The 26,664-nt window shown below is 55.9% G+C and carries 22 protein-coding genes and 1 pseudogene; 9 read left to right on the forward strand and 14 right to left on the reverse strand.

Annotated elements, in window-relative coordinates:
• Positions 1-153: 153 nt before the first annotated feature.
• Positions 154-858, reverse strand: a complete 705-nt coding sequence (locus PI739_RS15045) for a DUF2076 domain-containing protein (protein WP_046718978.1) — start codon at positions 856-858, stop codon at positions 154-156.
• 198 nt (positions 859-1,056) lie between these two features.
• Here PI739_RS15045 and PI739_RS15050 point away from each other — a divergent pair, with 198 nt between their 5' ends.
• The 4 genes from PI739_RS15050 (at position 1,057) to PI739_RS15065 (ending at position 4,470) form a co-directional block, all read left to right on the forward strand.
• Complete coding sequence (locus tag PI739_RS15050) at positions 1,057-1,719, forward strand: YciC family protein (protein ID WP_003368738.1); 663 nt, start codon at positions 1,057-1,059, stop codon at positions 1,717-1,719.
• A 33-nt stretch (positions 1,720-1,752) separates the two neighbouring features.
• Positions 1,753-2,895: an endonuclease/exonuclease/phosphatase family protein gene (locus tag PI739_RS15055; RefSeq protein WP_054081980.1), complete on the forward strand. Its 1,143-nt coding sequence runs from the start codon at positions 1,753-1,755 to the stop codon at positions 2,893-2,895.
• A gap of 173 nt (positions 2,896-3,068) precedes the next feature.
• The gene (locus PI739_RS15060; protein WP_003368741.1) at positions 3,069-3,317 is read left to right on the forward strand and encodes a hypothetical protein; all 249 of its coding nucleotides are present in this window, start codon (positions 3,069-3,071) and stop codon (positions 3,315-3,317) included.
• A 331-nt stretch (positions 3,318-3,648) separates the two neighbouring features.
• Complete coding sequence (locus PI739_RS15065) at positions 3,649-4,470, forward strand: hypothetical protein (protein WP_054081979.1); 822 nt, start codon at positions 3,649-3,651, stop codon at positions 4,468-4,470.
• Positions 4,471-4,655: 185 nt separating this feature from the next.
• On the opposite strand, the gene PI739_RS15070 is transcribed toward PI739_RS15065, so the two are convergent.
• The 10 genes and pseudogenes from PI739_RS15070 to PI739_RS15115 all read right to left on the reverse strand — a co-directional run bounded on the left by PI739_RS15070 (position 4,656) and on the right by PI739_RS15115 (position 20,011).
• Positions 4,656-6,329: a DUF262 domain-containing protein gene (locus tag PI739_RS15070; RefSeq protein WP_054081978.1), complete on the reverse strand. Its 1,674-nt coding sequence runs from the start codon at positions 6,327-6,329 to the stop codon at positions 4,656-4,658.
• Between the two features lie 1,047 nt (positions 6,330-7,376).
• A complete protein-coding gene (locus PI739_RS15075) occupies positions 7,377-8,384 on the reverse strand; it encodes an FRG domain-containing protein (RefSeq protein ID WP_158227029.1) in 1,008 nt (335 codons plus the stop codon).
• A gap of 211 nt (positions 8,385-8,595) precedes the next feature.
• A complete protein-coding gene (locus PI739_RS15080; RefSeq protein WP_054081976.1) occupies positions 8,596-9,486 on the reverse strand; it encodes a hypothetical protein in 891 nt (296 codons plus the stop codon).
• A 421-nt stretch (positions 9,487-9,907) separates the two neighbouring features.
• Positions 9,908-12,442 (reverse strand): ATP-dependent helicase HrpB, encoded by a 2,535-nt coding sequence (gene hrpB, locus PI739_RS15085; RefSeq protein WP_054081975.1) that lies wholly within the window; start codon positions 12,440-12,442, stop codon positions 9,908-9,910.
• A 779-nt stretch (positions 12,443-13,221) separates the two neighbouring features.
• Positions 13,222-14,874 carry a methyl-accepting chemotaxis protein gene (locus PI739_RS15090; RefSeq protein WP_456300321.1) on the reverse strand — a complete coding sequence of 551 codons (1,653 nt, stop codon included), beginning with the start codon at positions 14,872-14,874 and terminating at the stop codon, positions 13,222-13,224.
• A gap of 215 nt (positions 14,875-15,089) precedes the next feature.
• On the reverse strand, positions 15,090-16,667 hold the full coding sequence (locus PI739_RS15095; RefSeq protein WP_054081973.1) for a sensor domain-containing diguanylate cyclase: 1,578 nt from the start codon (positions 16,665-16,667) through the stop codon (positions 15,090-15,092).
• A gap of 66 nt (positions 16,668-16,733) precedes the next feature.
• Positions 16,734-17,822 carry a DUF2254 domain-containing protein gene (locus tag PI739_RS15100; protein WP_432757961.1) on the reverse strand — a complete coding sequence of 363 codons (1,089 nt, stop codon included), beginning with the start codon at positions 17,820-17,822 and terminating at the stop codon, positions 16,734-16,736.
• Positions 17,823-18,123: 301 nt separating this feature from the next.
• Positions 18,124-18,369 (reverse strand): annotated as a pseudogene (locus tag PI739_RS15105) (DEAD/DEAH box helicase); the annotation flags it as partial.
• Between the two features lie 119 nt (positions 18,370-18,488).
• The gene (hopI1, locus tag PI739_RS15110) at positions 18,489-19,505 is read right to left on the reverse strand and encodes a type III secretion system effector HopI1 (RefSeq protein ID WP_054081971.1); all 1,017 of its coding nucleotides are present in this window, start codon (positions 19,503-19,505) and stop codon (positions 18,489-18,491) included.
• Positions 19,506-19,627: 122 nt separating this feature from the next.
• Entirely contained in the window at positions 19,628-20,011 is a 384-nt protein-coding gene (locus tag PI739_RS15115) for a RidA family protein (protein WP_054081970.1), read from the reverse strand.
• Between the two features lie 167 nt (positions 20,012-20,178).
• Here PI739_RS15115 and PI739_RS15120 point away from each other — a divergent pair, with 167 nt between their 5' ends.
• Together PI739_RS15120 and PI739_RS15125 are read left to right on the forward strand one after the other, a co-directional pair.
• Positions 20,179-20,874, forward strand: a complete 696-nt coding sequence (locus tag PI739_RS15120; RefSeq protein WP_003368765.1) for a tRNA (adenine(22)-N(1))-methyltransferase — start codon at positions 20,179-20,181, stop codon at positions 20,872-20,874.
• Positions 20,875-21,214: 340 nt separating this feature from the next.
• Complete coding sequence (locus tag PI739_RS15125; RefSeq protein WP_003368767.1) at positions 21,215-21,754, forward strand: DsbA family protein; 540 nt, start codon at positions 21,215-21,217, stop codon at positions 21,752-21,754.
• A 9-nt stretch (positions 21,755-21,763) separates the two neighbouring features.
• Here the strand turns inward: PI739_RS15125 and PI739_RS15130 are convergent, their stop codons facing one another.
• Entirely contained in the window at positions 21,764-22,735 is a 972-nt protein-coding gene (locus PI739_RS15130) for an alpha/beta hydrolase (protein WP_271352005.1), read from the reverse strand.
• 75 nt (positions 22,736-22,810) lie between these two features.
• Positions 22,811-23,737: a Gfo/Idh/MocA family protein gene (locus tag PI739_RS15135; protein ID WP_054081968.1), complete on the reverse strand. Its 927-nt coding sequence runs from the start codon at positions 23,735-23,737 to the stop codon at positions 22,811-22,813.
• 286 nt (positions 23,738-24,023) lie between these two features.
• On the opposite strand from PI739_RS15135, the gene PI739_RS15140 reads away from it, so the two are divergent.
• Together PI739_RS15140 and PI739_RS15145 are read left to right on the forward strand one after the other, a co-directional pair.
• Positions 24,024-24,443, forward strand: a complete 420-nt coding sequence (locus PI739_RS15140; protein ID WP_003368770.1) for a periplasmic Zn2+ metallochaperone PmcY — start codon at positions 24,024-24,026, stop codon at positions 24,441-24,443.
• Positions 24,444-24,468: 25 nt separating this feature from the next.
• The gene (locus tag PI739_RS15145; protein ID WP_054081967.1) at positions 24,469-25,362 is read left to right on the forward strand and encodes a cation diffusion facilitator family transporter; all 894 of its coding nucleotides are present in this window, start codon (positions 24,469-24,471) and stop codon (positions 25,360-25,362) included.
• Between the two features lie 6 nt (positions 25,363-25,368).
• Here the strand turns inward: PI739_RS15145 and PI739_RS24740 are convergent, their stop codons facing one another.
• Positions 25,369-26,088, reverse strand: coding sequence for a DUF6515 family protein (locus tag PI739_RS24740; RefSeq protein WP_003431673.1), 720 nt, complete (start codon positions 26,086-26,088; stop codon positions 25,369-25,371).
• On the opposite strand from PI739_RS24740, the gene PI739_RS24745 reads away from it, so the two are divergent.
• Positions 26,032-26,580, forward strand: a complete 549-nt coding sequence (locus PI739_RS24745) for a hypothetical protein (RefSeq protein ID WP_054081966.1) — start codon at positions 26,032-26,034, stop codon at positions 26,578-26,580. The two genes, PI739_RS24740 and PI739_RS24745, sit on opposite strands and share 57 nt — an antisense overlap.
• Positions 26,581-26,664: the final 84 nt, after the last annotated feature.

The raw sequence follows: 26,664 nt of genomic DNA on the forward strand, positions 1-26,664 counted from the left end.
CTGAAAATGGAGCATCTGTACCATCGTATTCGTGAGCAACGCGGATCGCCGCCCCCGACCTGCGGGCAGAAGCCCGAAAGTCACGCTTTTCGGGCTCTTGGAGATTTGTGCATAACGATGAGCGCTGGAACGTGAAGAACGACCGTCACGTCTTCAAACGAACGAATCATCGTCAGAGAACATGTCACCACCATCGTCGAAACTGTCGTCAGCCGTGTACTGCTGATCCGGCTGTCCCCAACCGCCCTGATCATTGAACGAGCCGGTGTCCTGAGCCTGTGGCGCGTCGTGAATGACTTCGACGATCTCCTGCGGCTGGCTGTGGTGGCTGAACATGCTGCTGATGCCCTCTGCCAGCAGCACACCGCCCGCTACACCGGCCGCGGTCTTCAGCGCCCCGCCAAGAAAGCCGCTGCCGGCAGCCGGAGCAGGCGCGGCATAACCGCCCTGTGGCGCTGCGGGCGCAGGTGCAGGATTGAAACCACCACCATCACGCCAGCCGCCACTGGAAGGCTGGCTCGGTTGCGGCTGCGAGGCCCGCGGTGCGCTGCTGCCAAAGATACTCGACAAAAACCCGCCACTCGCTGGCGCGGACGAGGACTGCCCCCTGGCCTGCTGAAGCTCGGCCTGCAACTGCTGAATCTGCTCATCACGCTGTTTTACCTGCTGATTGAGCTGATTGACGGCTGCTTCCTGAACCAGAATCGCCTGCGTCATGTAGTACGGCGCAGCGGGCTGGCGGTTCAGATGCTCCTTGATACGCGCCTCGGCCGCAGCATCTCGCGGGGCGGATGCCGTTTCAGCGTCTTTCAGTTTCGAGAAAAGACCGTCAATCAGGGTTTGCTCTTCGCTGTTCATGACCACCTCACTGAGTTGCCACTGGAGTTCTTCCCTGCCGCAATGGCAGTACCATGTGCAGAAAATGGGGCCTCAATCGACGCGCTTCAATGACATGAAGAAAAAGATAACAAGCCGTGCGCCGAAAACCACTGCGCTTGGTTAGACAGGGGGCATGGGCTAAAGTGTGCGCCTGCTTTTAGCCTGCGATCTATCTCCATGAACCCGTTGAACATCATCCAGGATTCGCTTTATTTCTTTCGGCGTAATCTGGGCAGCATCGCGCTGCTGTGCCTGCCTGTCGTGATCCTTGAAGTGCTGGCCAAACAAGCGCTGGGCAGCGCCATGTCCGCCGACACTTCGCCTGCCTATGCATTGGTGATCGGGCTGTTCTTCTACCCTGTCTATACAGCCGCGCTGATCCTGTTTCTCGACGCACGCAGCCGTGGCGAGGACGTACACACCCGCGATGTACTGGCCATGGCCGTGCGCCTGTGGCCGACCTTCGCCGTGCTGTCGGCCATGAGCACCCTGCTGATCATGTTCGGCCTCTCACTGTTTGTCGTGCCCGGCATCTGGGTGATGATCAAACTGGCGTTCAGCGAATACCTGCTGGTTCTGCGCAAACTCACGCCGTTCATGGCCATGCGCGAAAGCATGCAGATGACCACCGGACACTTCACGCGCATTCTGGTGTGCGTGCTGAGCGTCTACATACCCTTGTGGCTGCTCGAGGGCGCCAGCCTGTACCTGTTTCCGGAGCCGCAAAGCGCAGCGGTTTCCGTTATCACCGACAGCATCGGCAGCTTCCTGCAACTGTTCACCACCATCGTGACGTTCCGCCTGTTCATGCTGATCAGCGAACCCGCACACCGCGCCTGAAGCAAAGGCTGACGTCAGGCGCGTCGATTCGGTATGCTCAACGCCGAATCCCTCACTGAGCGCCAGGCGCTCCAAGTCGAGCCGATGCCCCGTTTACTGCTACGTCTGACCCTGTACGGCTTGCTGCTGGTCGCCGTATTGCTGTTGCTGGTTTTCCAACTGACCTGGCGCCCTCCAGCCCGTGAATTACTCACGGCCAGCTGCAACCCAGCGGTCGAAGCACCGAAACTGGTGCCGGGGCAAGCGCTGAAAGTCATGACCTGGAACATCCAGTACCTGGCGGGTAAACGCTATGTGTTCTGGTACGACATGGCCGACGGCAGCGGCCCGGACGAACGCCCGACACATGAAGACCTTGCCTACAACCTGGATGAAGTGGCGCGGGTCATCCGTGACGAACAACCCGACATCGTGCTGCTGCAAGGCGTCGACGATGGTGCCAAGAACTCCGATTATCAGGATCAACTGGCGCTAATCAAGGAGCGTGTCGCGGACCTCTACCCGTGCAGCACGCAGGCGTTCTACTGGAAGGCAGAGTTCGTACCCAACCCGCATATCTGGGGCAGCGTCGGCAGAAAACTCGCGACCCTCAGCCGCTTCCACATCGACAGCGCCGAACGTATACAACTGCCGGTGCCCGACGCCAACATCATCAGCCGTCAGTTCCAGCCAAAAGATGCCTTGCTGGTCAGCTACCTGCCCTTGCGTGACGGCGGCAAACTGGCCGTCATCAACACCAGCCTGACCACCGCCAGACACGCCGGCGACACCGCACAAAAACAGGTCGCGGCCACTGAAACGCAGCTGGACAAGCTGGAAAGCGGCGGCACGCCCTGGCTGATAGGCGGCGACTTCAACCTGCTGCCGCTGGGCCAATACCAGCGCCTCCCCGAGCAACAGCGTCTTGGCTACACCGCCGACAGCGAACTGCACGAACTGTGGGACAAATACCCGATGATCCCCGACAACGCCGAATCCAGCGGCATCGACCGCAGCAAATGGCTGACGCACTTCCCCAACGACAGCCGCATCAACGGGCCGGACCGGACGGTGGATTATCTGTTCTACAGCCCGAGTTTGAAGCGAGTGAGTGCGAGGGTGCGCAGGGATGACACGTTGTTGATCTCTGATCACTTGCCGGTGATCGGGCGGTTTTTGTTGCCGGTTTTGCCTTGAGGGAGCGAGCAGCATTCAGGTTTCAATACTCTGGCTGGCCACCAAACTTTCGAATAGCGCCCTCACAGCCGACAGTGTCAAAACAGTTTGAACCGTTTCTCAGCGCGTTCGCCTAATGATTAGCCCATGGATACTTCCATGGACGTCGTGCCAATACCGGCATACACCAAAGGGTGATCAACGTGGCTAAAGACGACAAGAAAAGCAAAGGCGAAGCCTCGAAAGCCAGCAAGGATCTGAAAGACAAGAAAGCATCACCGGCCAAGAAATCTGAAGCGGCCTCGACGCTTTCCAAGTCTTCCGAAAAGAAAGACAAGAAAAAAGACGCCGAGCCAAAGAAAGCTGCCAAAAAAGCTGATAGCAAGCCAGAAAAGGCCAAGAAATCAGAAAAGGCTGAAAAGCCGGCTAAAAAGAAAAAGTGACATCTGCTGCCTGCCAGGGCTTTGCGCCCTGGTGTTCTCTGGGTCTGTTGCGTTGGGTACGCAATAGCTGATATGGCCAATATCCGAACACCCTCCTCCAGGCACTTCCCGCGAAAGCACCTTGGTGATCACCTTTCCGAAGGCTATTGTGAAGTGGATCTTCCTCACCTATGATCAAGGCAGGCGGTGATGGTCGCCTGGCGCCTGTTTCGCAAAGCAATAGCCCATCGTTGATACACACCACCGTTTTACATCGGCATGCCCCTAACCAGACGCTGCCCGGTGAACAGGCAATCGGACACCTAAGCGTCGTAGATTAGGAATCGTTGCCATGTCTGATTTTTCCCCATTAAACATTTTAAAATCTCAATCTAAACAACTTGCTCGTGATCAAGGCCTGAAGCTTTCTGTCGCTCAAGAAACACTTGTGCAAAAAGCAGGCTTCGCTGATTACCATGAGTTTTCTGTGGTCGCACAGCGGAATCCCAAGGATCCACGCTTGATGATGACGGTATTTGGGGTCAGAGATTTTAGCGACGCGATCCACGAGGACGATGTTTACGCAGATCTGGATCAGGAGCTAGAAGATCAGCTCTCCGGTGCGATTGCGGAGACAAACGCAAGCGGGTTTACGGTGGATAACTTGACAGTCGATGCCTCTGAATACACCGATTCAACTGGAATGCTGATCTTGGGTGTCTCGCTGACCTACCAAGGCAAGCAAGTCCAGGAACGGGTGTATCACGGTGCAGCGTTCTTCCTTACTGCCACGGTCGAGTTGCTTCGCCGCGAAGGTAAGTGGTTGCTTGCTGAGGATGGCGTGTCCATCATCAGCGGTGAGTCTGATGCTGACCGCGACCGTAGGTCTGAGCTGCAGTATTGGGCAGCGGTGGAAGAAGCCCGGAGTAGCAACCGCATGTCTATGGCGCAAGCACTGGCGAGCGAGCTGGGGATATCGGTCGAAGACGGCGAGCTCTTGGCCGGATCAGAAATCACGACCAATGAGTCGGATGATGGTCTCCCGTACAGCCACCGGATCAATTTTGAACCGGAGGCTGAAGGTGAGCTGAGAGCAGATCTGCTCGCGCGATTCGGCTCCCTAGAGCACGAACTAAACGCAAACTTCTTCGATGATGTTGAGCGCGAATTCTGAGATTGATGATGTGGTGGCCAGCCTAAAAAGCCGGCCATTTAATCCTCCGCCCCCCATATTCCATTCCACAAATACAGACCCACCTGTTAACCAAGACCCTTACCTTTTGGACGGTTTTCCTGCGCAGCCTACTTGGAGGTACAGAGTACCTCCAAGACTCAGACTTCATGTTACTTGAACTGTGATCAGTCGGCCCATTCAATCCTGATGAAATCTTCGATGCTTCTTGCCCGAGCTAGAACCATATCTTCAGTCCAAGATTCAGAGTCATGAATCTGTTGGCCTACATGGATCGTGGCAATCAGTCCACAGCTTCGATAGATGTCTATCTTTTCAATCGGCGGCTTAGCTTTTAGCGAAGAATTTGTTCCTGGTGGCAGCATCGTCAGATTCCCAAGGTGGTGCATCCACTCAACGCCACTGCTTTGTGGTGCAATATGCTCTATTGAGCTAGCGGCATCCTGCTCCCAGATTTTTCCCCATTGGCTCTCATTTAGCTTCTGCCCTGCGAGCTTAGCCAAGTGCTCGTCATAACGGTTCAGCACATAGCGCAGCTGATTTTGCCAGCCATCGTAGCTGCTCACCCAATCAATATTGTCCAAAACCTCATCAATGGAATAACCCTTGGAGATTTTTTCCAAACCGATAAGAATTTGATCTTTATCCAAGTTATTCCGGTAGATTTCGTAACCAAGACGGATGTACTCCCCAACCTTGTGACGGCTGTCACGGCTCGCCAGTTCGTAGATTCTAAAAGTTGCGCGCTCCCATTTACCCAGCAGCTCTTGCTCTGTCTTCTTGTCGAATTTCCGCAGGATGATCGCTGCGGCAACAAACCGAGCGTGCACAATGCGCGTTACAGCCCGGAGGCGCGGATCTCGGAACAGGCGCAGGTTCGCTTGCACGACCGCTTCGAGCTCATGACCGACCTCTGCAATCGTTTTTAGCTGCGTGCCCGCCTTCAAGGTCAGTAATGCGGTCGAGTCTGCTTCACTGGGAATCCGATTCGGTCGTGCGTCACAAGCCCATGCTCCTGCGAAGCGGAGAGCTTCGTCTCCAATTCGTGTGCTGTTTTCCAGCGAGCGATAAATGCCCCGCCAGACGTCTTGCATTTCAGACACCGCCTCATCGCGAGTACCACCCTCAACGTGCTCGAAAATGAGTGCCATTAGCTGGCTTTTGAGCTTGTCGATCCATTTCACATCCAGCCCACGGCTGTTAAGAACCTCGAAGACTCGGTATACCGTAGCCTCGTCAGAAATCTCATGGTAAATGATCGTTAGCTTATTTCTGATGGTCACCAACAGTTCAAAGATCGTATCTCCACGAGCCAGCCATTTGCTCACAAAGAGCTCGCAGTCACGGGCAGCTTCAACCAAATTCTGATCTGCAGCAGTTTTTGCAGAGCCTTCCTCCACCATCCCCTTGCGGATGTAGTTGGTGAAAACCTGACTCGCATCATGGTTTGTCTGGAGCAGAATTAGAGAATGATCGTCTCCTTTAACAAGGAGCTCACCCAACTCCCGCCGCACCTTGGCTTGCGTAGCGTCATCGTTGTCTAGAGCTTTCTCAATCGCCTTCATAAGGATGATGAGGGTCGTTACCCGTTGTTGGCCATCCACCAGCTCGACAGTCTTGAACTCGTCGACGCCGAGAAGACGGGTTTCTTTCTCCTTGGCCAAGGCGACCAATGTAGCCATGAAATGCTCCCGGCCAGATCGAAATGCCTCCTCGATGTCGCCGAATAAGTCTTTGCGCTGGCGAGATGTCCAAGAGTAGGCGCGTTGGTATTCTGGGATTCGAAAAAGCCTGCCTTCAAGCAAACCAGCGATCTTGAGATGTAGTGGGTTGAGCTTCATACGCGTTCCTTGCTGGAGAAATGATGAGAGAATAGCCATTAGCCAGCAAAAATAGCTAGCGTCCCTCGGCCAGTTTTTCCTCACAAAAGGAACACGATATGAGTCTGCGCACCAAAGTACTGGATGCTTTAATCGACGGTCACGTTGGCAAAGGTCTCATTGTCACGAGGCAAGCTGTTATCCAGCTTTTTAGCGACGTTGCTAAAACATGCAATGAATCGCCCCGGGCTTCCTAGGCACCTCTATACTTTTGCATACAAAGATGCCGTTGACGGTCTCGTAGAGGCTATGGCAAATCGTCAGGTGCCTTTGGATAGCGGCATTTACCTTTGCTCTTTCTATACCGACACTCCCTAGAGCTGCAGTTAAAGCTGATGCTAAAGAGCGCTCGTGCTCTGACAGACAGAGAGCCCAAGAATTACGACTAGCATCCGTTGATGCCTCTATGGTCGGAATTGCGTCGTCTGCTTAAAGACTTCGGTGTAGAGCACTCAGACGACAACGCTACTGCTGTTCACGAGTTCATTCGTCAGTTGGCGACGTTGACCCAGACTCCATGGTATTTCGGTATGCGACGACCAACGTTGGTAAAGACCACCTCCCGGACGTTACCCACATCAACTTCTGGCATTTGCGCGAGGTGCTCAACAGCGTCTTCGTTTGGCTAAACGGCACATACAGCTGGATTAGGGAGATGGAGCAAAGTCAATAAGGCACTAAATGCGTACGCTGGAAGACACGGTCATGTCAATGGGTAAACTGTGAAAGGGGACTGGGACGCTACCACGCCTGCCCATCATTCTCCTCCTCGGCTGTCTCCGAAAGGAAATCTGGAGCATAGCGTCAGACATTAGCTATTGCCTTGGCAATGTGGGGTTCGTGAAGCGGATACGCTACAATCGTTGGCCACCAAGTTTTAAAATCGACAGCCCCCCTGACTAATGCCCGAAATTTTGCCAGAAAAGAAAGCCTTTTCAACCAATCCTAAGTCCCTTAAATAAAAATCAAAGTAAAGCTATAGCTTTCAGAACAGCCGTACGATGACCTTTAATCATTCTCTGACATTGGCTTTTTCGTAAAATATCTTCGCTCACTGATTTCAGCACTTATCCCCTCATAACCAGGGAACAATCGAGAGGGGCCATAGCCTAACTCACGAAGATATTTTGCTAGGTTTTCCGCTTGTGAATTTGGCAACGTAAACTTTATGAAAAGATCGTCTACCACAGGAATTCCCAGATCACGAAAATAGTCTGCAACCTGCTGTACCAAGCAAACAGCAGGCGTATTTTCCGAAACCTTATCCAATATATACTCAAGACTACCGAGTGGGGTAACCCAATGACTAAACAGCCCCTGCTGGGCCTCCAGATTCGGATTCCCTCTATAAGGTGGCGTAACAAATTTTAAAGGGAAATCCGGAAAAGGCCTTTCCATCGGAACGTCTTTTGCCTTGCGGTATGCCATATGAATAAAACCTACTTTCTCTGTATTAAGCCCCCATATGCAAAGCTTTCCATCGCGCTTAAAACCGTCGCAGCCAGGCCTTGGCTGAGAAGCGAAAAAAGCAGAGATCATTGGATTATATGTCCAGTCCAATAGCCGAGTTGGTATCCCGTAGTGCTGTGCTAAAGCTGCTGCTTCCAGCATATCATCAGGTAGCCAAGGAGAATTATGATTCCAGCTTGACATAGCCTGAAAGTCTACTTTTCTATAGTGCAGATCTCTTAAAAACCTTGACTCTGGCACTGAGAGACCATTCATATCAGCTTGCCTATAAAAATCTCTGATTAGTTGATACTCTACAAATGCTTGTATAAAAGACGAATGCTCTAGATCAGGATGAGCATCAACAAAAACATTCATACTCGCAATCATGTCTTTTTTTGAAGGCGGCCGCAGCGAGGACGGTACCAAATGGTAAGTAGCGTCTCGCTGCCCTCTGAAAACATAATTTTTTAGTACGATATCGGAGCTTAATTTTGACCAAGGCATGAGAGCACCTAGAAGTTCCTTGGCTGTTTCGAAGTGATACGTGGAGCTTATTTCTGACATAATTCCCACCTCAAAAAGCATTCAAGTATCAAAAACCCTAAAAACCACAACATCAAATCACAACATACTTAACGCGAACCAAAAATCTAGCCCCCCCTAACACCAATCAACCTTCAAATATTTACCTTATAATCTAGAAGCCCAATTGAGAATTGCTGCGAGTAACCTGATCACAATTCAAATTAGGCTATAGCTCGACTTACAACAAGCATCAACCCAAATAACCTTTCTTATATTTCAACTTAAAACTTTCACCTAACTGCCTAGACGATTCCTGCACATTTCTTGATAGATCCGTACCAGCACCAATACGCTTGAAGTATTTAATCTTTTCATCCATTTTTTTTGTTACCATATCCCAGTCGCTAGACACTAGCCCAGCTATACTGAAATCGCTCTGCACTAACGCATTTAAAGCACCTTTATATCTTCGCTGATAAAAGTCCCATGCTGTGAGAAACTTAGTTCGAACGGCGGGATCTGCATGCTTTCGCATTTGGGTATGGATATCTTTAAGAAAACGCACATCCCAAGGAAGATTGATTGCAAAGTCTTCTCCGGGGCTACCTCTTAGATTGATCGGCCATTTATTAGGAGAAAGGGCACTCAATGCTTGTAGACCCTCACATAGAAAAACGAACGATAGTCCAGGCGAGAAATCAGCAATCTTTTGCATGAGCCCAAATCTCGAGCATTCATCAGAAATGAACAGCCCTAAGGATGGAATCGCCTTTTCAGCGTGGTATGCAGTAATAAGAGCGCTGCCGAAGAAGCAGTTAACATGATTCCGTTCATAGTGATGAAAATCGCCTTTGACAATAACGGCGCGAAAGTAGATATCCTGACCGACGAGTCTATGATGTAGATCACTCGCAAAATCAATGAGAGCTTGTATGCAATACGCTCTATCTGGATCGCTAGAAACTGTAGAGCTGCTGTATATCAGAATGGTATCTGAAAAAACAATCACCTTGAAATCGGATCGTCCATGAACATTCAGGGTATCCAGAATTTCGTAGACCCGAACGACTTTTCTAGGCTCCTTACTGACCATTTCCGAGAAACCGAGAATATCAATGTATAGCAGAAACCGATCACTCATCCCATTACCTATCGACTAAATTTCCTATAAAGGCCTAACCCCTACCTAATTACAGCTCACGATCTTTATACTCAATCATCCCCCTTTGACAATACCATATTGACATTCACTTGTGCGACTCAGTACCTGCCTTACGTTGATCATGTGGCCAAACACGTAATACGCGGGCATTCTCATCCAAAAGCAAGTCGTTATGTCACCACACTGATGGTGTAGCTCTATGAACAATGTCACACATCGCATGGTCTGCACAGCGGCACCAAAACTGCGCGATTGAGGAGGACTGCCGTATAGTTGCAAACTAGCATTCTCGTGTTCAGTCTCCCATCATTCTTCTGGCAGCCAAGGAAAATGTTCGCAAATATCTGGATACTCTGCGTAACAGACTGCATCCGGAATAATCCAGCCGTGGAACAATTCACTACGTCCCCCTAGGCTTGACCCGAGCCGTAGCCTCCGCCACCAATGGATCATCCGGCCAGTAATGCTTGGGATAACGCCCCTTCAAGTCCTTCTTCACATCTATATAGGTCGACCGCCAAAAGTTAGCCAGGTCCTGCGTCACCTGCACCGGGCGGCGTGCCGGGGACAGCAAGTGCAGTTTCAGCACCTGCCGCCCATTGGCGATACGCGGCGTATCGGACAAGCCAAACAGCTCTTGCAGCCGCACCGACAGAATCGGCGGATGTTCGCTGTAGTCGATACGGATATTCGAGCCAGACGGCACTTGGATGGTCTGCGGGGCCTGCGCTTCCAGTTGTTGCGGCATTGGCCATGGCAGGAGGTTGCGCAGGATGGAGGACAGGTCGAGCTGGCTGAAATGGCTGAGCCGGGTGACTTTGCCCAGGTAGGGCATCAGCCAGTTTTCGAGTGTCGCCAGCAGTTGTGCGTCGCTCAGATCAGGCCACTCGCTCGCTGAGCTTTTCTCGATATCCAGGCTGCGCAACAGCGCGACACGCGCCTGCCACTGGCGCAGTTCGGGCGTCCACGGCAGCAATTCCAGGCCTTTGCGACGCACCAGCGCCAGCAACGCATGGCTGCGGGTTGCGTCGTTGAGGCCGGTCAGTGGTTCGCGACTGATGATCAGTTCACCGACTTTGCGCTGTCGTTCGGCGCGGAATACACCTTCGCGTTCGTCCCAGTCGATCTGGTCCACGCTGATGACCTGCTCGGCCAGCACAGAGTCGAACAGCGCTGGATCGAATTCGGCAGCGAGGTAGATGCGTTCCTCGCGCTGACCCTGACGGCTGCCCAAATCCGCGATGACCAGCCATGGCTGTTTCATCAGCGCATCCGCCTCGGCGAACAGTGCCGCGCGGCCGTTGGCCAATCGGTATTCCGCTCCGCCCGCTCGGCGTTGCTGTGCGACGCGATCCGGGTAAGCCAGCGCCAGCAAGGCGCCCAGCCAGCGGGAGTGGTCCGGATCGCTGACCGGGCTGCTCGCCGCGCCGCGCAGATAACCGCGATATTGCCGCGACAGTTGTCTGGCCCGTTGTACCCCGCCTTGTGCGCCGCGCGCCGCGCGTTCGGTGCCGGCCAGCAGGGTCAGGCGGCTGTGCAGGTCCGCGCCAGCGCCGCGCAAGATATCGCGCTCGCCCAGCAAGGCCGCCACGTCGCACGCCAGTTCGCCCAGCCCCAGCGCATGGCCGCGCAACAGCAGATGGGCGATGCGCGGATGAGCAGGCAGCTCAGCCATCGCCTGACCGTGTGGGGTCAGGGCTGGCGGCTGACCCGGCTGATTGTTCAATGCCTCCAGACGTACCAGCAAATCCTGCGCCTGTGCATAAGCCGCGGCTGGCGGTATATCCAGCCAGACCAGTTGCGCAGGCGTGACGCCCCAGCGAGCCAGTTGCAGCGCGAGCCCGGCGAGATCCGCCTGAAGAATTTCTGCCGCCCCGTAGGCGGCCAGTTGATCGTGCTGCGCTTCGGACCACAGCCGATAACACACGCCCGGCGCCAGCCGCCCTGCCCGGCCAGCGCGCTGGGTGGCGCTGGCACGAGAGATGCGCTGAGTCTCCAGACGCGTCATGCCGCTGCCCGGATCGAAACGCGGCACCCGCGCCAAGCCGGCATCGATCACCACGCGCACGCCGTCGATGGTCAGACTGGTTTCCGCAATGTTGGTCGCCAGCACCACCTTGCGCGTGCCCTTGGGAGCCGGTTCGATAGCCGCGCGTTGCGCATTCAGATCAAGCTCGCCATGCAAAGGGCACAGCAGAATGTCGGCGCGCTCACCCAGTGCTTCCGCCAGTTGCTGGTTGACCCGACGAATCTCGGCCTGCCCCGGCAGAAACACAAGCAGGCTGCCGGACTCGCTGCCCAGCGCATCCAGCACCGTCTGCACGACACGCGGCTCGACAAACTCACCGGGCTGAAAAGGACGCCCCCACTGCATGCTCACCGGAAACATGCGCCCATCGCTGCGCACCACCGGCGCGTCATCCAGCAACGCCGCCAACCGCTCGCCTTCCAGCGTGGCCGACATGAGCAGAACCTTCAGCGGTTGATCGTCCCGAAACAGTTCCCGGCCATTGAGGCTCAGGGCTAAGGCCAGATCGGCATCCAGACTGCGTTCGTGAAACTCATCGAAAATCAGCAGCCCCACACCTTCCAGCGCCGGATCGTCCTGCAAACGACGCGTGAGGATCCCCTCGGTGACCACTTCGATACGCGTCTTCGGGCCGACCCGGCTTTCCAGACGAATCCGATAGCCCACCGTCTCGCCGACCTTCTCGCCCAGCTCACTGGCCAACCGCTCGGCAGCCGCTCTCGCAGCCAGGCGCCGAGGCTCCAGCATCAGAATGGTCTGCCCGGCCAGCCAGGTTTCCTCAAGCAGCGCAAGCGGCACGCGCGTGGTCTTGCCCGCGCCGGGAGGGGCTTCGAGTACGGCCTCATGGCGCGTGGTCAGGGCCTGGCGCAAGGCCGGCAGGACGGCATCGATGGGTAACGAGGTCATGGGGGCTCCCAGGTAAGCTGGCTATTGTAACGGGTAACCATCCCAACTTCGCCTGACGCCTTTCACTCCAAGCGCGCTAACGCATAACTTGTCGGTGCCATGAAAACCCCGTGAGATGTTCGCACAGAGTCCGCCCCGCCCAAAGCTTCGCATCTGCATCAAATAGGTCACGAGAGACAGTGCGAGACTTGATCTCATCGATATCCTGTATATCCGTTGCAAATACGTAGCGGTTGGCACCATTGAGGATCATCGTCCGAATAAATTCTGCTTCGGTAAGACTCAGCGTGGTGCCTCGTTGAGGGGGTCGATAGCCAACACAAGCGAATAGAAGATGCCTGGGGCTCAAAGGAAGGAAAAGTTTTGTGCCTGGCACACCCCTGCCACCTTCAAGGCTCAGTTTGCCGTTCGCTCCAACGCCGAGCCTCGTGAACGGGTTATCGGTGGTTGGCCAAGTAATTCCAGGTGGAGCCTGCAGCAGGGTCCATCGATAAGTTGGCATACGATGGATTGTGCTCTTGAGGATGTGTTCGAGCTGTAAGCGTACGGGCATCCCCCCTTTTCTGAACACACTGAGTCAGGCTGAATATTGAGACTAATCGTGTGCGCTTTGCCAATTCAGTCATTTGGGACGTTTAATGCCGGGAACAACCATTACGCTTGAGGCAATCCCGATTTATCGGAATTGCCGCGTAATCAGAAAACCTGAGCATTTCGGGCACGTTGCTTTCAGTGCCTGGCTAGTCCGAGGTTAGCCCTCAGCTTCCCTAAAGCCTTTGTCATACCACAAATCGGTTAACCAACTGATTCAGGTTAACAGCCAGTTTTGACATTTCACCGCATGCACTTGCTGTCTGGCTGGCACCCGCAGCGTTTTGCGCTGCTAACTCGCGGATACTGACCAGATTGCGATCAACCTCGCGGGCTACATGCGATTGTTCTTCAGAGGCCGTCGCGATCATGAGGTTACGTTCATTGATCTGAACAATGGCCGTGGCTATCTGATCCAGCGAGGTACTGGCTTCCTGGGCGACGCCAAGCGATTCGGTCGCCAGGTCTCGGCTCGTGTTCATTGCCTTCACGGCCAGATCAGAATCGTTCTGGATGGCAGCGATCATCTGCTCGATTTCCTGGGTCGACACTTGAGTGCGATGGGCCAAAGCTCTTACTTCGTCCGCAACCACCGCAAACCCACGACCTTGCTCGCCTGCGCGTGCTGCCTCAATGGCTGCGTTCAAAGCCAACAGGTTGGTTTGTTCTGCAATTGCCCGAATCACCTCGACCACTTTAGTGATGCTCTGGGCACGATCTGACAACCCTTGAATCTGCTCGCTGGTGTTTTCAACGTTACCGTTCAGCGTTTGAATTGACTTTAACGTCTGAGCCACCCGCGCCAAACCGACCTCTGTATACCCTTGGGTACGCTTCGACTCTTCAGAAGCTGACTCCGCATTGCGTGCGACCTCATCAACTGCCGCGCTCATTTCTGTGACCGCTGTGGCTGCTTGATTGACCTCGTCATTTTGGGCGACAAGACCACGACTCGACTCCTCAGTGACCGCTGTCATCTCTTCTGACGCAGAGGCCAGTTGGGTGGACGAGTCGGATATCTGCAGAATCGTGTTGCGCAGGTTTGTCTGCATCTGCGCAAGTGCTTTCAACAATCGCCCTGCTTCATCAGTCCCGCTAACCAATACCTCCTTGGAGAGGTCACTGGCCGCGATACGCTCCGCGACGGACAACGCATCGTTAATCGGAGAGGTAATACTTTTCGTCAGCAGTAATGCCAAGCCAATCGTCAAAATGACTACGCCCGTTATAAGGCCAACGACAAGCCACAGGCCGTTGTTATAGAGATCGGTTGCGGTTTGCCCAGCCCGAGCTGCACCCTCGTTGTTAAAATTGGTCAAGTCTTTAATCTGCTGCTCCATCGCATTCGTGAGCGGGCGGATACCTGTACTCACCAGGTTGACCGCTGAGGCTATGTCACCTTGTCTCATCAACGGTTCGAGAATATCCAGTTGTTTGGAATAGGCATCGGCGCTGTTTTTTACTGGCGTGTAAAACGAGCGCTCTTTATCGCTCGCTATCAGTGGCTCATAGCCCGCCACCGCATCGGTGAAAGCCTTGCGATAGCCAGCGAGGTTTTCAATGTTCTTTTGAATGGATTGAGGGTCAGCGAGGCCTCGCTGGGTCTCGAGCCTCAGGCGAAGTGTCGCTTTGTCCATCAACGCAGTTTGTCGGATGCTGGCCATCCAATTGAGTTCGACGTCTTTTTCGGCATCCCGTAGCTTGCCCATTTGGAGGACTGCGAATATACCCAGCACAAAAACTAGAATGATGATTGAAGTGAAAAACAGGGCCGCTCGTGGAGCTAAATTGAGATTTCTAAGGCGCATGTTAGATTCCTGCTCTCCAATGATGGTTGACATATTCAACAAGCTATCGACCCAAAATTGGAAACTTTAAGCTTTTCGTCAAGAGGCGATGTGGCTGCTGGACGGCTGTCAAAACCTGGCATGCATATTCAAAGGCCACGAAGCAGGTTGAATGATCAGGCCAGCGGCACCAAAGGCCTACACCCATCGCAATTGGGGTGCATGGCAATGGGGTTCAGAAGGCGAGACGGGCAGCAAGTCGGCCATAATCAGCATTGGCTTGTGCCTAGAACGGGCTGGCATATGAACTGCTTTCTGGTGGGGTCGGCCATTGCTCGTCCCTCGACGCAGTTGCGACCTTTGGTTTTAGCAGAGTAAAGAAGTAGATCTGCTTCCCTCAGGGCGGCTATATAGCCCTCCTTCTCCGGTGCGTTGATCGCCACCACACCTGAACTGATTGTTACATTCCCCACTGGACTGCCGGAGTGCTCTATAAATGAGTTTTCAATGGATAACCTGACTTTTTCGGCAACGCTCAAAGCACCCGCTAAATCTGTTTCAGCTAGCAGGATCACGAACTCCTCACCGCCATACCGTGCCGCTAGATCGCCAGCCCGGTTGATGCAGCTTCCGATGATCCCGGCTACCTGGCGCAGGCAGTCGTCCCCCCGCAGATGGCCGTAGCAGTCGTTGTATTGTTTGAACCAGTCGATATCCAACAAAATGATCGCGATGACCGAGTTATTTCGAGACGCTCGTCCCCACTCTTTTTGCAACGTAGCGTCGAAGCAACGTCGATTGGCCAAATGCGTCAGACTGTCGGTCTGAGCGATGACCTCAAGCTCGGTTCGGGCGCTGCTCAGCTCACTTTCCGCAGTGATCAAGTGCTGAATTTGCCTGTACAACAAGAGACCTAGCGAAGCCAAAGATAAAGTGATCATAGCCACCAGAGCCATGGATCGATACGCATAGGCCCACCAGGGGGCGAATACATGCTGGCAGGAAACGCCAGCAGCAGCGACGATGGGCAACCCAGAAACCCGCCGATAGGCATAAATCCTTTCCACGCCATCCACTACAGACTTGATCACAGCGGTACCGCTATCGCTGTATGGCAGGTAACTGGTGAAAAGATCCCCTTTGGCCACATTGGTTGTCATAAGTGCCGTCATTGTCGGTCGCCGAGCCAGCAAGTCGCCATTGTTCAGCGCGAGAAAAATAACGCCCTTGTCGTCCACATCCATGCGCTTGAAGAATGATTGGAAATAGGCAACGGGCACAGTCGCTAATGCCACACCTGCAAACGTACCGTCGGCAGCATTGATGCGTCGACTGATAGGGATAACCATCTCCCCCGTAATGCGACTCTCGACAATGGAACCGACGTGGATGGACTCATCGGCGTTATCGCGGTGATACGCGAAGTACGCGCGGTCGCTGTTGTTTTTCACCTGTATACCTTGGGAAAAGGAGTTGGCGACCCAGTTGCCTTGGGCATCGTAGATGAAAAGCCCCTGGATGCCGTCCACATTCACCACATCCTGGGCCATCAGTTTCGCCAGTCGAGCTTGCTGAGCCCCCTCTAAACCGTCGCGCTCCACGCGCTCCACGAGATCACGCAGCGTATTATCAGCTTGTCGTACCGTATCCCGAGCTTGCTGCTCGGCGGCAAGAACGATGTTTGAAACCGCAATTTTGGCTGTAGCTACGCGCTCACGCTTGGACTGATTCATCTGCCAGGCTGTAGCCAAAATCAACGAGAGACACACTAGAGCAATGAAGCCAAGCAGTGCTTTGGTGAGCATGGAAGGCGCGAGTCTGGTGGAGGTAAGGTAAAAAGGCTTCATAGAAGGCGTCATCAAATTGGCTTTTGAGCGCTCTATGCAGCTTTCGTACCTTAGTAGTGAGGCTGGCTAGTTAAACAGCAACTTGTCTGCCAGTGCCCTTAGTTGGCACTTTTCCTCGTTCAAAGCCAAGGCGCTGTCTGATCTTCTCAAAAGGATATTCGCGTGCCTCACGCAAACGGCTTTGAACAAAGCGGGATCGATCTGAGCCAGGCTGATCAGGGCTTTCATCAGGCGCAGATCCACTTCGATGATTGCTGCGCCATCTCTGGCTATCGGCGCAAAGAAGTCATCGAACAAGTTGTCCACATTCAAACCATGCAGAAAAACCTGGCCGCAGCTTTTTTCATGCTCAGGGGCAACTGGCTGTGGCTTACACCACGTAGTCAAGCTACGTACGCCTCGCCCGATGACGTCAATGGCCGTACCGGGGTCATTCACTGCGGGAGACAGCGCGCGGGATGCTATTTCCGACAGCACTGAAAGTCCAAAGCGGGGATCGTGTTCGAAGGTTCTCCGGGTGCCTATTGTCAGCGTAGCGAGCACCTTCTCCGACAGCTCGCCAGTGATCTCGACAGACTCTTTGGCCAGCGGTACGAGATAGGCCAGCGGCCTCCCCAGGTGGACGAAACTACCGGGGAGAATATCCACGAATATTTTGAGGTTTCCGGCCTCCGCTACCTCGCTCAGTGCCTGAACATCGATATGCTGTACATATCCAGTCGATTCACTGGTAACGATCTGAGAGCCGATAGGCACAGTCCACCCCTTTGGGAAAGCAACTCCGCCCAGGTATGGCCACCGTACTCTATGATCGATTGCATCAATGGCCGCTTTCTCCACCAGATCAATCGTCTCGCCCATTCGCCCCAACTTTGAAAGGTGATCAATCCAGCGCAGAAGCGTGTAAACGATGAGGATGACCACCACCATGGTCGCTGCGAACAGGAGTACGCGTCCTTGGGCGCCATAGACTCCAGTGCTCAAGGCGATGATGCCTACCAGGCTAAATAGAAATGAGCCGATGAACGTCGCGAGCGCGTTTTGTGTTGTCGTGTCCTCCATTACCAACGTCGTCGCACGCGGTGTTACGCCACTGCTGGCCGCGCCGTACGCTGTCACCATAGTGCTTAGCGAAAAGGTGGTCACTGCAAGCATGCTGGAGGCAATGATGCTCAGAATCTTGTCAACGGCATCTGCACCTATACGGTGCCGACAGAGAAAATGGAATCGAGTCCTTGAGCAAGATTGATATCAAGGCGGTCGCTACGCCCAGCAGTGAAAACAAGGTAGCTCTGAGCCAAAGCTTCTTTGTAAGTTGCACCAGCATCCAATGCCATCGAGCGATCATAGCCTTACCTTTTTGGACAACTGCTTCGGAAGCAAACGGAATCATCCTCCGACTACCTAGACTGATTGAGTTCGTTCACCAACAGAAGGTTCAGCGCATAGGCGCCTACCCCACCGTTTCGCCGACCTTCTCGCCCAGTTCACTGGCCAACCGCTCGGCAGCCGATCTCGCGGCCAGGCGCCGAGGTTCCAGCATCAGAATGGTCTGCCCGGCCAGCCAGGTTTCCTCAAGCAGCCCAAGCGGCACGCGCGTGGTCTTGCCCGCGCCGGGAGGGGCTTCGAGTATGGCTTCATGGCGCGTGGTCAGGGCCTGGCGCAGGGCTGGCAGGACGGCATCGATGGGTAACGAAATCATGGGGGCTCCCGGAGAGATGCAGGGAGTATACCGGGGTGGGGTTGGGGAATCAGGCGGCGTATTTTAGCTGAACGGCAGTCGCCAGAAAGACTGCCGCAAGCATGCCTCGCGTCGAAAAATCAGACCTGGACCTGGTCACCTTTCTCATCAATAAGGCCATTGTCGTATTTCTTGCGCAATTCTGGATCGGACAAAATCTTGAACGCATTTGAAATCACTTTGAAACGCTCAGTCGCCTCAGCCTCGTTACCGACGTTCTTATCAGGGTGATTCTTCAGCGAGGCTTTCTTGTAGGCCGTTTTGACTGCGGAGAGGTCCGCCGTCATGTCCGAGAGGCCCAGATGCGCGTACAGCGGCTTGACGGGTGGCGTGGCGGGGCCGGAATCGTCCACCTTCGCGGACGCGCCAGCAGCGGGCGTGTCGTGGGGCCGATCTGCTGACGGCCGCTGAGCGCCTGCACGGGGCTCGGCTTTCGGCGGTGGCGGCGGCGCGCTGTTGGCAGCCTGGGGGCGAGTGCGTGGAGGCGTTTGTGGGCGTGCTTGCTGTTGAGTGCTTTCAGGTCTCCAGGACGGGCCCGGCGTGGGTCGTCGCACGCGATCGGTGTTCGACTGACGAATCTCGTTGATCAGTTGATCAGCGATGTCGTTCATCAGTTTGTTCAGCTTCAGGTTGCTGGAGAAGAACGCATAGTTCGCCTCACTGTTGTGCTTGCCATACTCAGGTTCGGGCTTGACCATCGCCTCAGCCAGCGTCTTGCCCAGAGAGAACAGCAGGTTGCCCTTGCTATCGCTGACGCCCAAAAAGCTCATCACGTTGCGCATCGACTTGTCGCGCTCCCAGACAACGCTGGCCACGTCGAAGGCAGCTCGCGCCAGATTGAATCGGCCTCCCCCTTCGTGCGTCTCGACATGGGTCACCGGTTCCTTGCCACGCAACGCGTCCAGGATTACCGCGAGGCCTTTCTGCTGACGCTCGTTGAGCCGACCTGTCTGCTCCAACAATGAGTTGTTGACCTGCAACGCCACTTTGCCAGCGATATGGCTGACGACGTTCATCGCGCGGTCTATCGTTGGCTTTGTCGAATCGCTGAGCGCCACACGCGCCAACGAAGATGCAATGCTGGTGAGGTTGATCATCGGCTTCTCCGGAAACTCATACCGCCTTGGTGGCAAGCAACGAGATCCGGTTCCACGGGATGTCCAACTCTGCACAGGTGCAGAACACTGACGCGAGCATCAGTCAGGTGTGTGCATTACGGTCAGCCCGCTTTGGCCGCCATCGCCGTCACTTCAACCCGCATGCCTTCAACCGCCAGCGATGCCACGCCCACTGCCGCGCGCACGGGCCACGGCTTTTTGAAGAAGCGTTTGTACACTTCATTGAAAGCCGCCCGGTCCGCCATGTCGGTCAGGTAGATGGTCAGGTGCATGACCCGGTCCATCGAGCTGCCGGCGCGTTCGAGGGCGTCTTTCAGGGCACGCAGGGTGCATTCGCTTTGCTCGGTGATGCCGCCCAGTTCCAGGCTACCGTCGGGATGAGTAGGGATCTGGGTGCTGACCAGCACGCCGTTGAAGTCGGCGACGTCCGACGAGATGGACTCCGGATCTGGATCGGGGGTGAAGGTGATGTCTGTGTTTGCCATGGGATCTCTGCTTTGCAAAGGATGGAAAACGCCAAGCCTACGCGAGCGACAGGTGGGGGTCGAGCCGTGGGCTTTGTCGCGGAAAGTTGAAATGCGCCGCGTTGCTCTACAGAATCGCGCCCGGACCCGGCCATGCTGTCGGACGTTTGGGGTGAAAGGGGTTGCCGTTGAACGAACAGAGATTGTCCATGCGCCTTGAGCGTGTGGCGACGCACGTACCCGCCGGTGCACGGCTGGCTGATATCGGCTCGGATCACGGTTATCTGCCGGTCGCGCTGCTGAACCGTGGCGCCATCTCGGCGGCGGTGGCTGGCGAGGTGGCATTGACGCCGTTCTGCGCAGCCGAGCGCACCGTGCGTGAGAACGATCTGGAGGATCAGGTCAGCGTGCGCCTGGCCGATGGTCTGGCGGCGATCGAAGCGCAGGACGCGATCACGGCGATCAGTCTCTGCGGCATGGGCGGCGAGACGATTCGCGACATCCTTGAAGCGGGCAAGGCGCGCCTGAGCGGTCAGGAACGCTTGATCCTGCAACCCAACGGCGGCGAGCAACCGTTGCGTGTCTGGCTGATGGAGCATGACTACCGCATCGTCAGCGAAGAGGTGCTGCGGGAAAACCGTTTCGACTACGAAATCATCGTCGCCGAACGCACAGGCCCCGTTAAGTACACGGCTGAGGAACTGTATTTCGGCCCGCTGCAGATGCAGGCGCGCAGCCCGGCGTTTCTGCTCAAGTGGCAGCGTTTATTGGGCAAAAAACAGAAAACGCTGAACAACTTCGAAAGAGCACAGAAAGGCGTGAGCGAAGAAAAAGGGCAGGAGGTTGCGCAGCAGATTCGCTGGATTAGCGCATTGCTGGCCTGAAAATCGAACTCATGCCCGAACCTGCTCTCAAACCCGCATGATCCGCAGTTCAGGCTTTTATGGCGCCTCAAGCTGGTGGTGTCAAAGTTGCAATGTGTGACGCGGAGCGTCACGAACTGCATTCCCACGCGGAGCGTGAGGAACGAGAGGTGTGCGGGAGATTACTTCTCGTGACCATGCGCGGCGCAGGGCAATCAGCCCGGCGCGCCTGTTTGTCTCGCGCCAATGCTCTGCGTGAGGAACGAGAGGTGTCCGGGAGAATGCTTCTCGTGACCATGCCCGGCGCGGGCAACCAGCCCGGCGCGTTTTCTGTACAACCCTCGACGGGAGCAACACGACCATGTATTCAGACGTACTTTCCTGGGGCCACGGACCTCGTCTGTTCGAAGTCTTTCTTGAGCCAACCTGCCCTTTTTCAGTGAAGGCTTTCTTCAAGCTCGATGAGCTGCTGGCTCAGGCCGGAGAAGACAGGATCACGGTCAAAATCCGCCTGCAATCGCAGCCCTGGCACATGTTTTCGGGTGTCATCGTGCGCTGCATTCTGGCGGCTGCGACCCTTGAAGGCGGCAAGCAAAGCGCCAAGGCGGTCATGACGGCGGTTGCGTCGCACCGTGAAGAATTCGAGTTCGAACACCACGCCACCGGCCCGAACATGGACGCGACGCCCAACGACATCATCGCGCGCATCGAGCGTTACAGCGGCCTGGCGCTGGCGGAGGCATTCGCCAATCCCGAGCTTGAACAGGCCGTGAAATGGCACGCCAAATACGCTCGCCAGAACGGTATACATGTTTCGCCGACCTTCATGATCGACGGTCTTGTGCAGCCGGGCTTGAGCAGTGGCGACCCCGTGTCGAAGTGGGTCGCAGAATTGGGTTGAGCGGCGGGCTCAACCCAGCGCACCGATCCGCTCATTGATCCATTCACGGCTGCGCGCCAGCGCCTTGCGCGCCAACGTGGTCGGGAAATGGATGAAGCCGTGCGGCGACTCGGGCATGAGGTGCATTTCGACCTCTGCCGAGTTGGCCCAGCGCTCGGCCATTTGCAGTGTGTCATCCAGCAGCGGGTCGATCTCTCCGACGAACATCAGTGCGGGCGGAAAGCCGGTCAAATCGCCATACAGCGGTGACAGTGGCGGCTCGCGGCGTTTATCGTCGCTTCGGTCGGGGGTAAGCGCGCGCATGGCGCCGACCATGCCCGGACCGTCCAGCACCAGCGTCTCCGGCCGTGCGGTACGCACGCTCTTGGTGCCCGTCAGGTCGTAAACGCCGTAGTACAGCACCGTCCCCACTATCCGCTCGAGCAGATCAGGTCGGCTTTTCAATTTCAGAAGCGTGGCTGCGGCAAGATGTCCGCCAGCGGATTCGCCGACAACGATAACCGGCAGGCCGGCAAACTCCTCGCAGTCTTTGCCCAACAGCCAGCAGGCGGCAGAAAAACAATCCTCCATCAGGCCCTCGATGGGGGTTGTTACAGCAAGTCGGTAATCAACCGAAACAATGGCTACGTCGCAGGCGTTGACCATGCCGACGTTGAGATCATCGTTCATCTGGGCATTACCGATCACCCATCCGCCGCCGTGGATGTCGAACACCACGCCCTTGGGTTTACCTTTGGGGCGGATGATGCGCACGGGCACCGGTACGTTATCCGAACTGACCGTTCTTTTCTCGATGCGCAGGTCATGGCCTCCCGGTTTCAGGGCGCTGCCGATCTGAGCTGCACGCAACAGCGCCTGAATCAGCCGGGGCGTGACGCGATTGCGAATCTGGAAACGCGGCATCCGCGCGAGGGTTTTATTAAACCGTCGTACTTCTACCAATTCCTGCTCACTGGAAGGCCAAGGCTGTTTTGTGTCCACTTTCTGCTCTCTTGTCAGGCTGACGTATGCAGGGGCGCGCAACGCGGTTTGCCCCTACCTGTACCTGAGAGGCTTTTAGTCGTAGAACGGTTCAACGGATGCCCGACTGCCCACGAAAAAACTGTCCGCGACCAGCCGCAACGGTTGCAGGTCCAAGTCACTGGCTTTATCGCCGATCAGCTGTTGGAAGTGGCGATACACCGCTGCGTACTCGCCCTCTTCCGAAACAGCCTGACGCACGCCATCGATACTCAACACTGCACCGCCGTTGTCCAGGCGCAACGTCCCCTCAGCGCAGCGAATCTCGATGCTCCAAAGCTCGTCGTGACCATGATCGAAATCGAACTCGGCGCGGATATCGAGATGGCGCGTGTCGGACATTTTGATGGACGCAGCGATAGGCGACTGGCAATTGCTCGGCACGCGCAGTTCGGCAGACTCGACGAACAATGACAGTGGCAGCAGGTGGGTCACGATCGACAGGGCATTGATGCCCGGATCGAACACGCCAAGGCCACCGGGCTGCCAGATCCACGCCTGACCGGGGTGCCATTTGCGCACGTCTTCTTTCCAGTCGATCTGCACGCCGTGCAGGGTGCGGGTGGACAACCACTCACGTGCCGCTTCGATACCCTGCGCGTAACGCGAATGCCAGGCAAACAGACCGCTGACGCCCTGCTCTTGCACCTGGGCCACCAACGCAATCGCCTCCCCCAGGGTCGCGCACGGCGGTTTCTCGACCAACACATGTTTGCCGGCCGCCAACGCTTCCTGCACCAGAGCAAAGCGACCTTGCGGGGGCGTACAGAACGCAATCGCGTCAACCTGCAGCCCGCTCGCAAGCAGTTCGCCCAGGGATTTGAAATTCTCTACCCCGGCGCACGGCTGGCCTTGCGTGGCCACGGCCACCAGCTCAAACGCGGGGTTGGCGTGGATCGCCGGGACGTGTTGATCCTGCGCAATCTTGCCGTAGCCCACCAGACCGAGACGAATCGGTTGCATACATGACTCCTGAGTTTTTGTAGTTATCGTGCGGCACAGTAAACCAGATGTTAATCGTGGTCGGTAAGGGGCATCGGCGCGGGAGCTGTTTCCCTGGTCAATCTCACCTTCGATAATCTTCAGCGCCCGTTCAGGGCCTTCGTGAGCAAGCTCACTCCCACCACTGCGATGGCTCCGCATCCCATGTGGTTTAACTCAACGGCCGCAGAACCACCCCATCACTCAATAGTCTTAGCCTTGCAGTCATTGCCTTGTATAGTTGCCCTCTTCATCTCAGGAGCTTTCCATGCGCATTCCTTCTCGCTTGATCGGTGGCGTTCTGGTCGCCACGTTGCTGACTCAGATTTCGGCCTGCGGCAGTATTTTCTATCCTGATCGTCGTGGTCAGATCGATGGCAAGGTTGACCCGGCCATTGCGGCGCTGGATGCTTTCGCGCTGCTGTTCTATATCATTCCAGGGGTGATTGCGTTTGCGGTGGACTTCGCCACTGGTGCGATCTATTACGGGCCTGGCGAGCATGCGCAGATCGATCCGCAAAAGCTGCAAAAAGCGCTCAAGGCTGACGGCAGTGTCGACAACACCAAGCTGCAAGCCATCATTGAAACCGAGCTGGGCCGTTCCCTGCCGTTGAACGATCCACGCCTGATCCAGCACAAAGGCAGTGTCGAACAACTGGCAGCACTGGGTCTGGTCCCGGCTGCCTGATATCAATTCCGTTCAAGGAAGCGTCATGAGCACCACTGCCGAACATTCCCGACTGCTGCGTCTCGCGACACGGGCTTCGCTGGCAGTTGCCACGACGCTGATCCTGGCCAAGGGCGTTGCCTGGTGGCTGAGCGGTTCGGTGAGTCTGCTGGCCGGTCTTACCGACTCGCTGCTCGATGGCGCCGCCTCGTTCCTCAACCTGCTGGCGGTGCATTACGCACTTAGGCCTGCAGATGACGATCATCGCTATGGCCACGGCAAGGCGGAAGCGCTGTCGGGCATGGCGCAGGCGTTGTTCATCACCGTCAGTGGTGTGCTGATTGCCGTTCAGGCGGTCGAGCGCATCCAGAATCCCGAACCGCTGGGCGCGCCGCTGCTGGGCATGGTCGTGATGGTGGTTTCCATCGCGCTGACGATCGCACTGCTCACCCTGCAATACCGGGTGATCAAGGCGACCGGCTCGGCAGCGATCCGCGCCGATTCGCTGCACTACCGTTCAGACCTGCTGCTTAACGCCAGCATTTTGGTGGCGCTGACGTTGGCGTATTTCGGCTGGCAACAGCTGGACGCGTATTTTGGGCTGGGCATCGCGCTGTATATCTTGTGGAGCGCCTTTCAAATCGCCCGCGAAACGATATCGGTGTTGATGGATGCGGAGTTGCCGGCCGATGTCAGCACTCAAATGCTGGCACTGGCGTGCGATGTGCCGGGCGTGCTCGGGGCGCATGATCTGCGTACACGAATCTCCGGTAATCACTGGTTTGTGCAATTGCACCTTGAGCTACCGGGCACCCTGACGCTGTCGGTCGCCCACGCCATTTGTGATCAGGTGGCCGACGCCATTCACAAGCAATTCCCGAAGGCCGAAGTGCTGGTGCACGCCGACCCTCAGGAAGTCGTCAAGCAGGCCAGTGCCTGACCGGCATCAGTTGACGCTGTAACCTCGCCCCGCCAGGCACGCGCCCATCGAGCGACGATACAGATCGACCATGTCAGGCGATGGCTGGCCGGTGACATTGGCCGGGTCGAAACCGCTTTGCTCCGCAGCCCAGCGGTAGCACTGGTATTTATCCAGCTCGACCTGCTGCGGGCTCTGCCCGTTGGTAGGGTAGGCCACCGGATCATAGCCATTGCCCTGTTGTTCGGCCGGCGGAGCCTGATACACGGCTTCGTTCTGCGGCGGATTGACCACCACATAGTCCTGACTGTCCGGCTGGTAGGCGTAATAAGTGCCGGCAGCCAGAAACAGCAGGCTGCTGCCGATCCATACTTCCTGAGAGTAGGACGGTAGTCTGCTGACACGCACGCCGTAGGGCGGTGTCACCACGACATACCGCGGGCCTTGCGGGCGATACCAGTAGCCACCCGAGTAGTAATAGTCCTGCCCACGATAGGGAATACGCGAGTAGCCACCCGGTACGCGATCTATCGCATAGCCAGGCCGGTATTGCGGGCCGGGGCCCCAGCCATTGCCACGCCCATCGGGGCGTCCTTCCCAGTGATCATTAGGGCGACCGTTACCGGCCTGCCAGTTGCGATTGTTGCCGCGTGGAATGTCCTGGTAATAGCCCTGACGCGGCGGCTGGGTTTGCCACGCCTCTTTCGGGCCGCTCTGAATCGGCAGGTTGTCCTGAGCCTGGCGCAACTGCTGACGCTGCTGGTTTTGCTGCTGCTGAATCTGGCGCTGCTGATCGCGCTGTTGCTGCTCGATCTGCTGTTGCTGCTGGCGCTCGACGTTGCGCTGCTGAAGCTGCTGTTGCTGGATCTGCTGCTGTTGCTGACGCTCGACCTGACGCTGCTGGTTCTGCTGTTCCTGAATCTGGCGTTGCTGATTGGTCTGCTGCTGGTTGATCAGTTGTTGCTGCTGACGCTCGACCTGGCGCTGCTGGTTTTGCTGCTGTTGGATCTGCCGCTGCTGATTGTTCTGCTCTTGAGCACGCTGTTGCTGCTGCTGACGCTGCTGCGCGTTTTCACCGGGGCTGCCGTAAAGCGGATTGCGCGGCGGTTCATCACGTTCGTCGGCCAGCGCCTGAGCACCAATGCTCAGACACAACAGACTTACACCCGCAAACTGCCAGATCCCAGATTTCATGCTTTCCTCACTAGAGCGCGGGTTGACGTCATTAAGACTGTTTAAGCGTAGCGCCGTTCTGCGCACTTTATCAGCAGACAAAGAAAAGGGGACCAAATGGCCCCCTTGAGATACTTCGTCCTGGCGCAG

The organism is Pseudomonas cerasi, assembly GCF_027983475.1.
Classification (GTDB): domain Bacteria; phylum Pseudomonadota; class Gammaproteobacteria; order Pseudomonadales; family Pseudomonadaceae; genus Aquipseudomonas; species Aquipseudomonas cerasi.

Excerpts from the sequence above, each read along its gene's own strand:
- PI739_RS15065 (WP_054081979.1), top strand. The coding sequence starts at position 3,649 with ATGTCTGATTTTTCCCCATTAAACATTTTAAAATCTCAATCTAAACAA.
- PI739_RS15100 (WP_432757961.1), bottom strand. The coding sequence starts at position 17,822 with ATGCTTGCAGTGACCACCTTTTCGCTAAGCACTATGGTGACAGCGTAC.
- PI739_RS15140 (WP_003368770.1), top strand. The coding sequence starts at position 24,024 with ATGCGCATTCCTTCTCGCTTGATCGGTGGCGTTCTGGTCGCCACGTTG.
- PI739_RS15095 (WP_054081973.1), bottom strand. The coding sequence starts at position 16,667 with ATGAAGCCTTTTTACCTTACCTCCACCAGACTCGCGCCTTCCATGCTC.
- PI739_RS15045 (WP_046718978.1), bottom strand. The coding sequence starts at position 858 with ATGAACAGCGAAGAGCAAACCCTGATTGACGGTCTTTTCTCGAAACTG.
- hopI1 (WP_054081971.1), bottom strand. The coding sequence starts at position 19,505 with ATGATCAACCTCACCAGCATTGCATCTTCGTTGGCGCGTGTGGCGCTC.
- PI739_RS15080 (WP_054081976.1), bottom strand. The coding sequence starts at position 9,486 with ATGAGTGATCGGTTTCTGCTATACATTGATATTCTCGGTTTCTCGGAA.
- PI739_RS15135 (WP_054081968.1), bottom strand. The coding sequence starts at position 23,737 with ATGCAACCGATTCGTCTCGGTCTGGTGGGCTACGGCAAGATTGCGCAG.
- PI739_RS15050 (WP_003368738.1), top strand. The coding sequence starts at position 1,057 with ATGAACCCGTTGAACATCATCCAGGATTCGCTTTATTTCTTTCGGCGT.
- PI739_RS15070 (WP_054081978.1), bottom strand. The coding sequence starts at position 6,329 with ATGAAGCTCAACCCACTACATCTCAAGATCGCTGGTTTGCTTGAAGGC.
- PI739_RS15090 (WP_456300321.1), bottom strand. The coding sequence starts at position 14,874 with ATGTCAACCATCATTGGAGAGCAGGAATCTAACATGCGCCTTAGAAAT.
- PI739_RS15055 (WP_054081980.1), top strand. The coding sequence starts at position 1,753 with ATGCTCAACGCCGAATCCCTCACTGAGCGCCAGGCGCTCCAAGTCGAG.
- PI739_RS15115 (WP_054081970.1), bottom strand. The coding sequence starts at position 20,011 with ATGGCAAACACAGACATCACCTTCACCCCCGATCCAGATCCGGAGTCC.
- PI739_RS15145 (WP_054081967.1), top strand. The coding sequence starts at position 24,469 with ATGAGCACCACTGCCGAACATTCCCGACTGCTGCGTCTCGCGACACGG.
- PI739_RS15075 (WP_158227029.1), bottom strand. The coding sequence starts at position 8,384 with ATGTCAGAAATAAGCTCCACGTATCACTTCGAAACAGCCAAGGAACTT.
- PI739_RS15125 (WP_003368767.1), top strand. The coding sequence starts at position 21,215 with ATGTATTCAGACGTACTTTCCTGGGGCCACGGACCTCGTCTGTTCGAA.
- hrpB (WP_054081975.1), bottom strand. The coding sequence starts at position 12,442 with ATGACCTCGTTACCCATCGATGCCGTCCTGCCGGCCTTGCGCCAGGCC.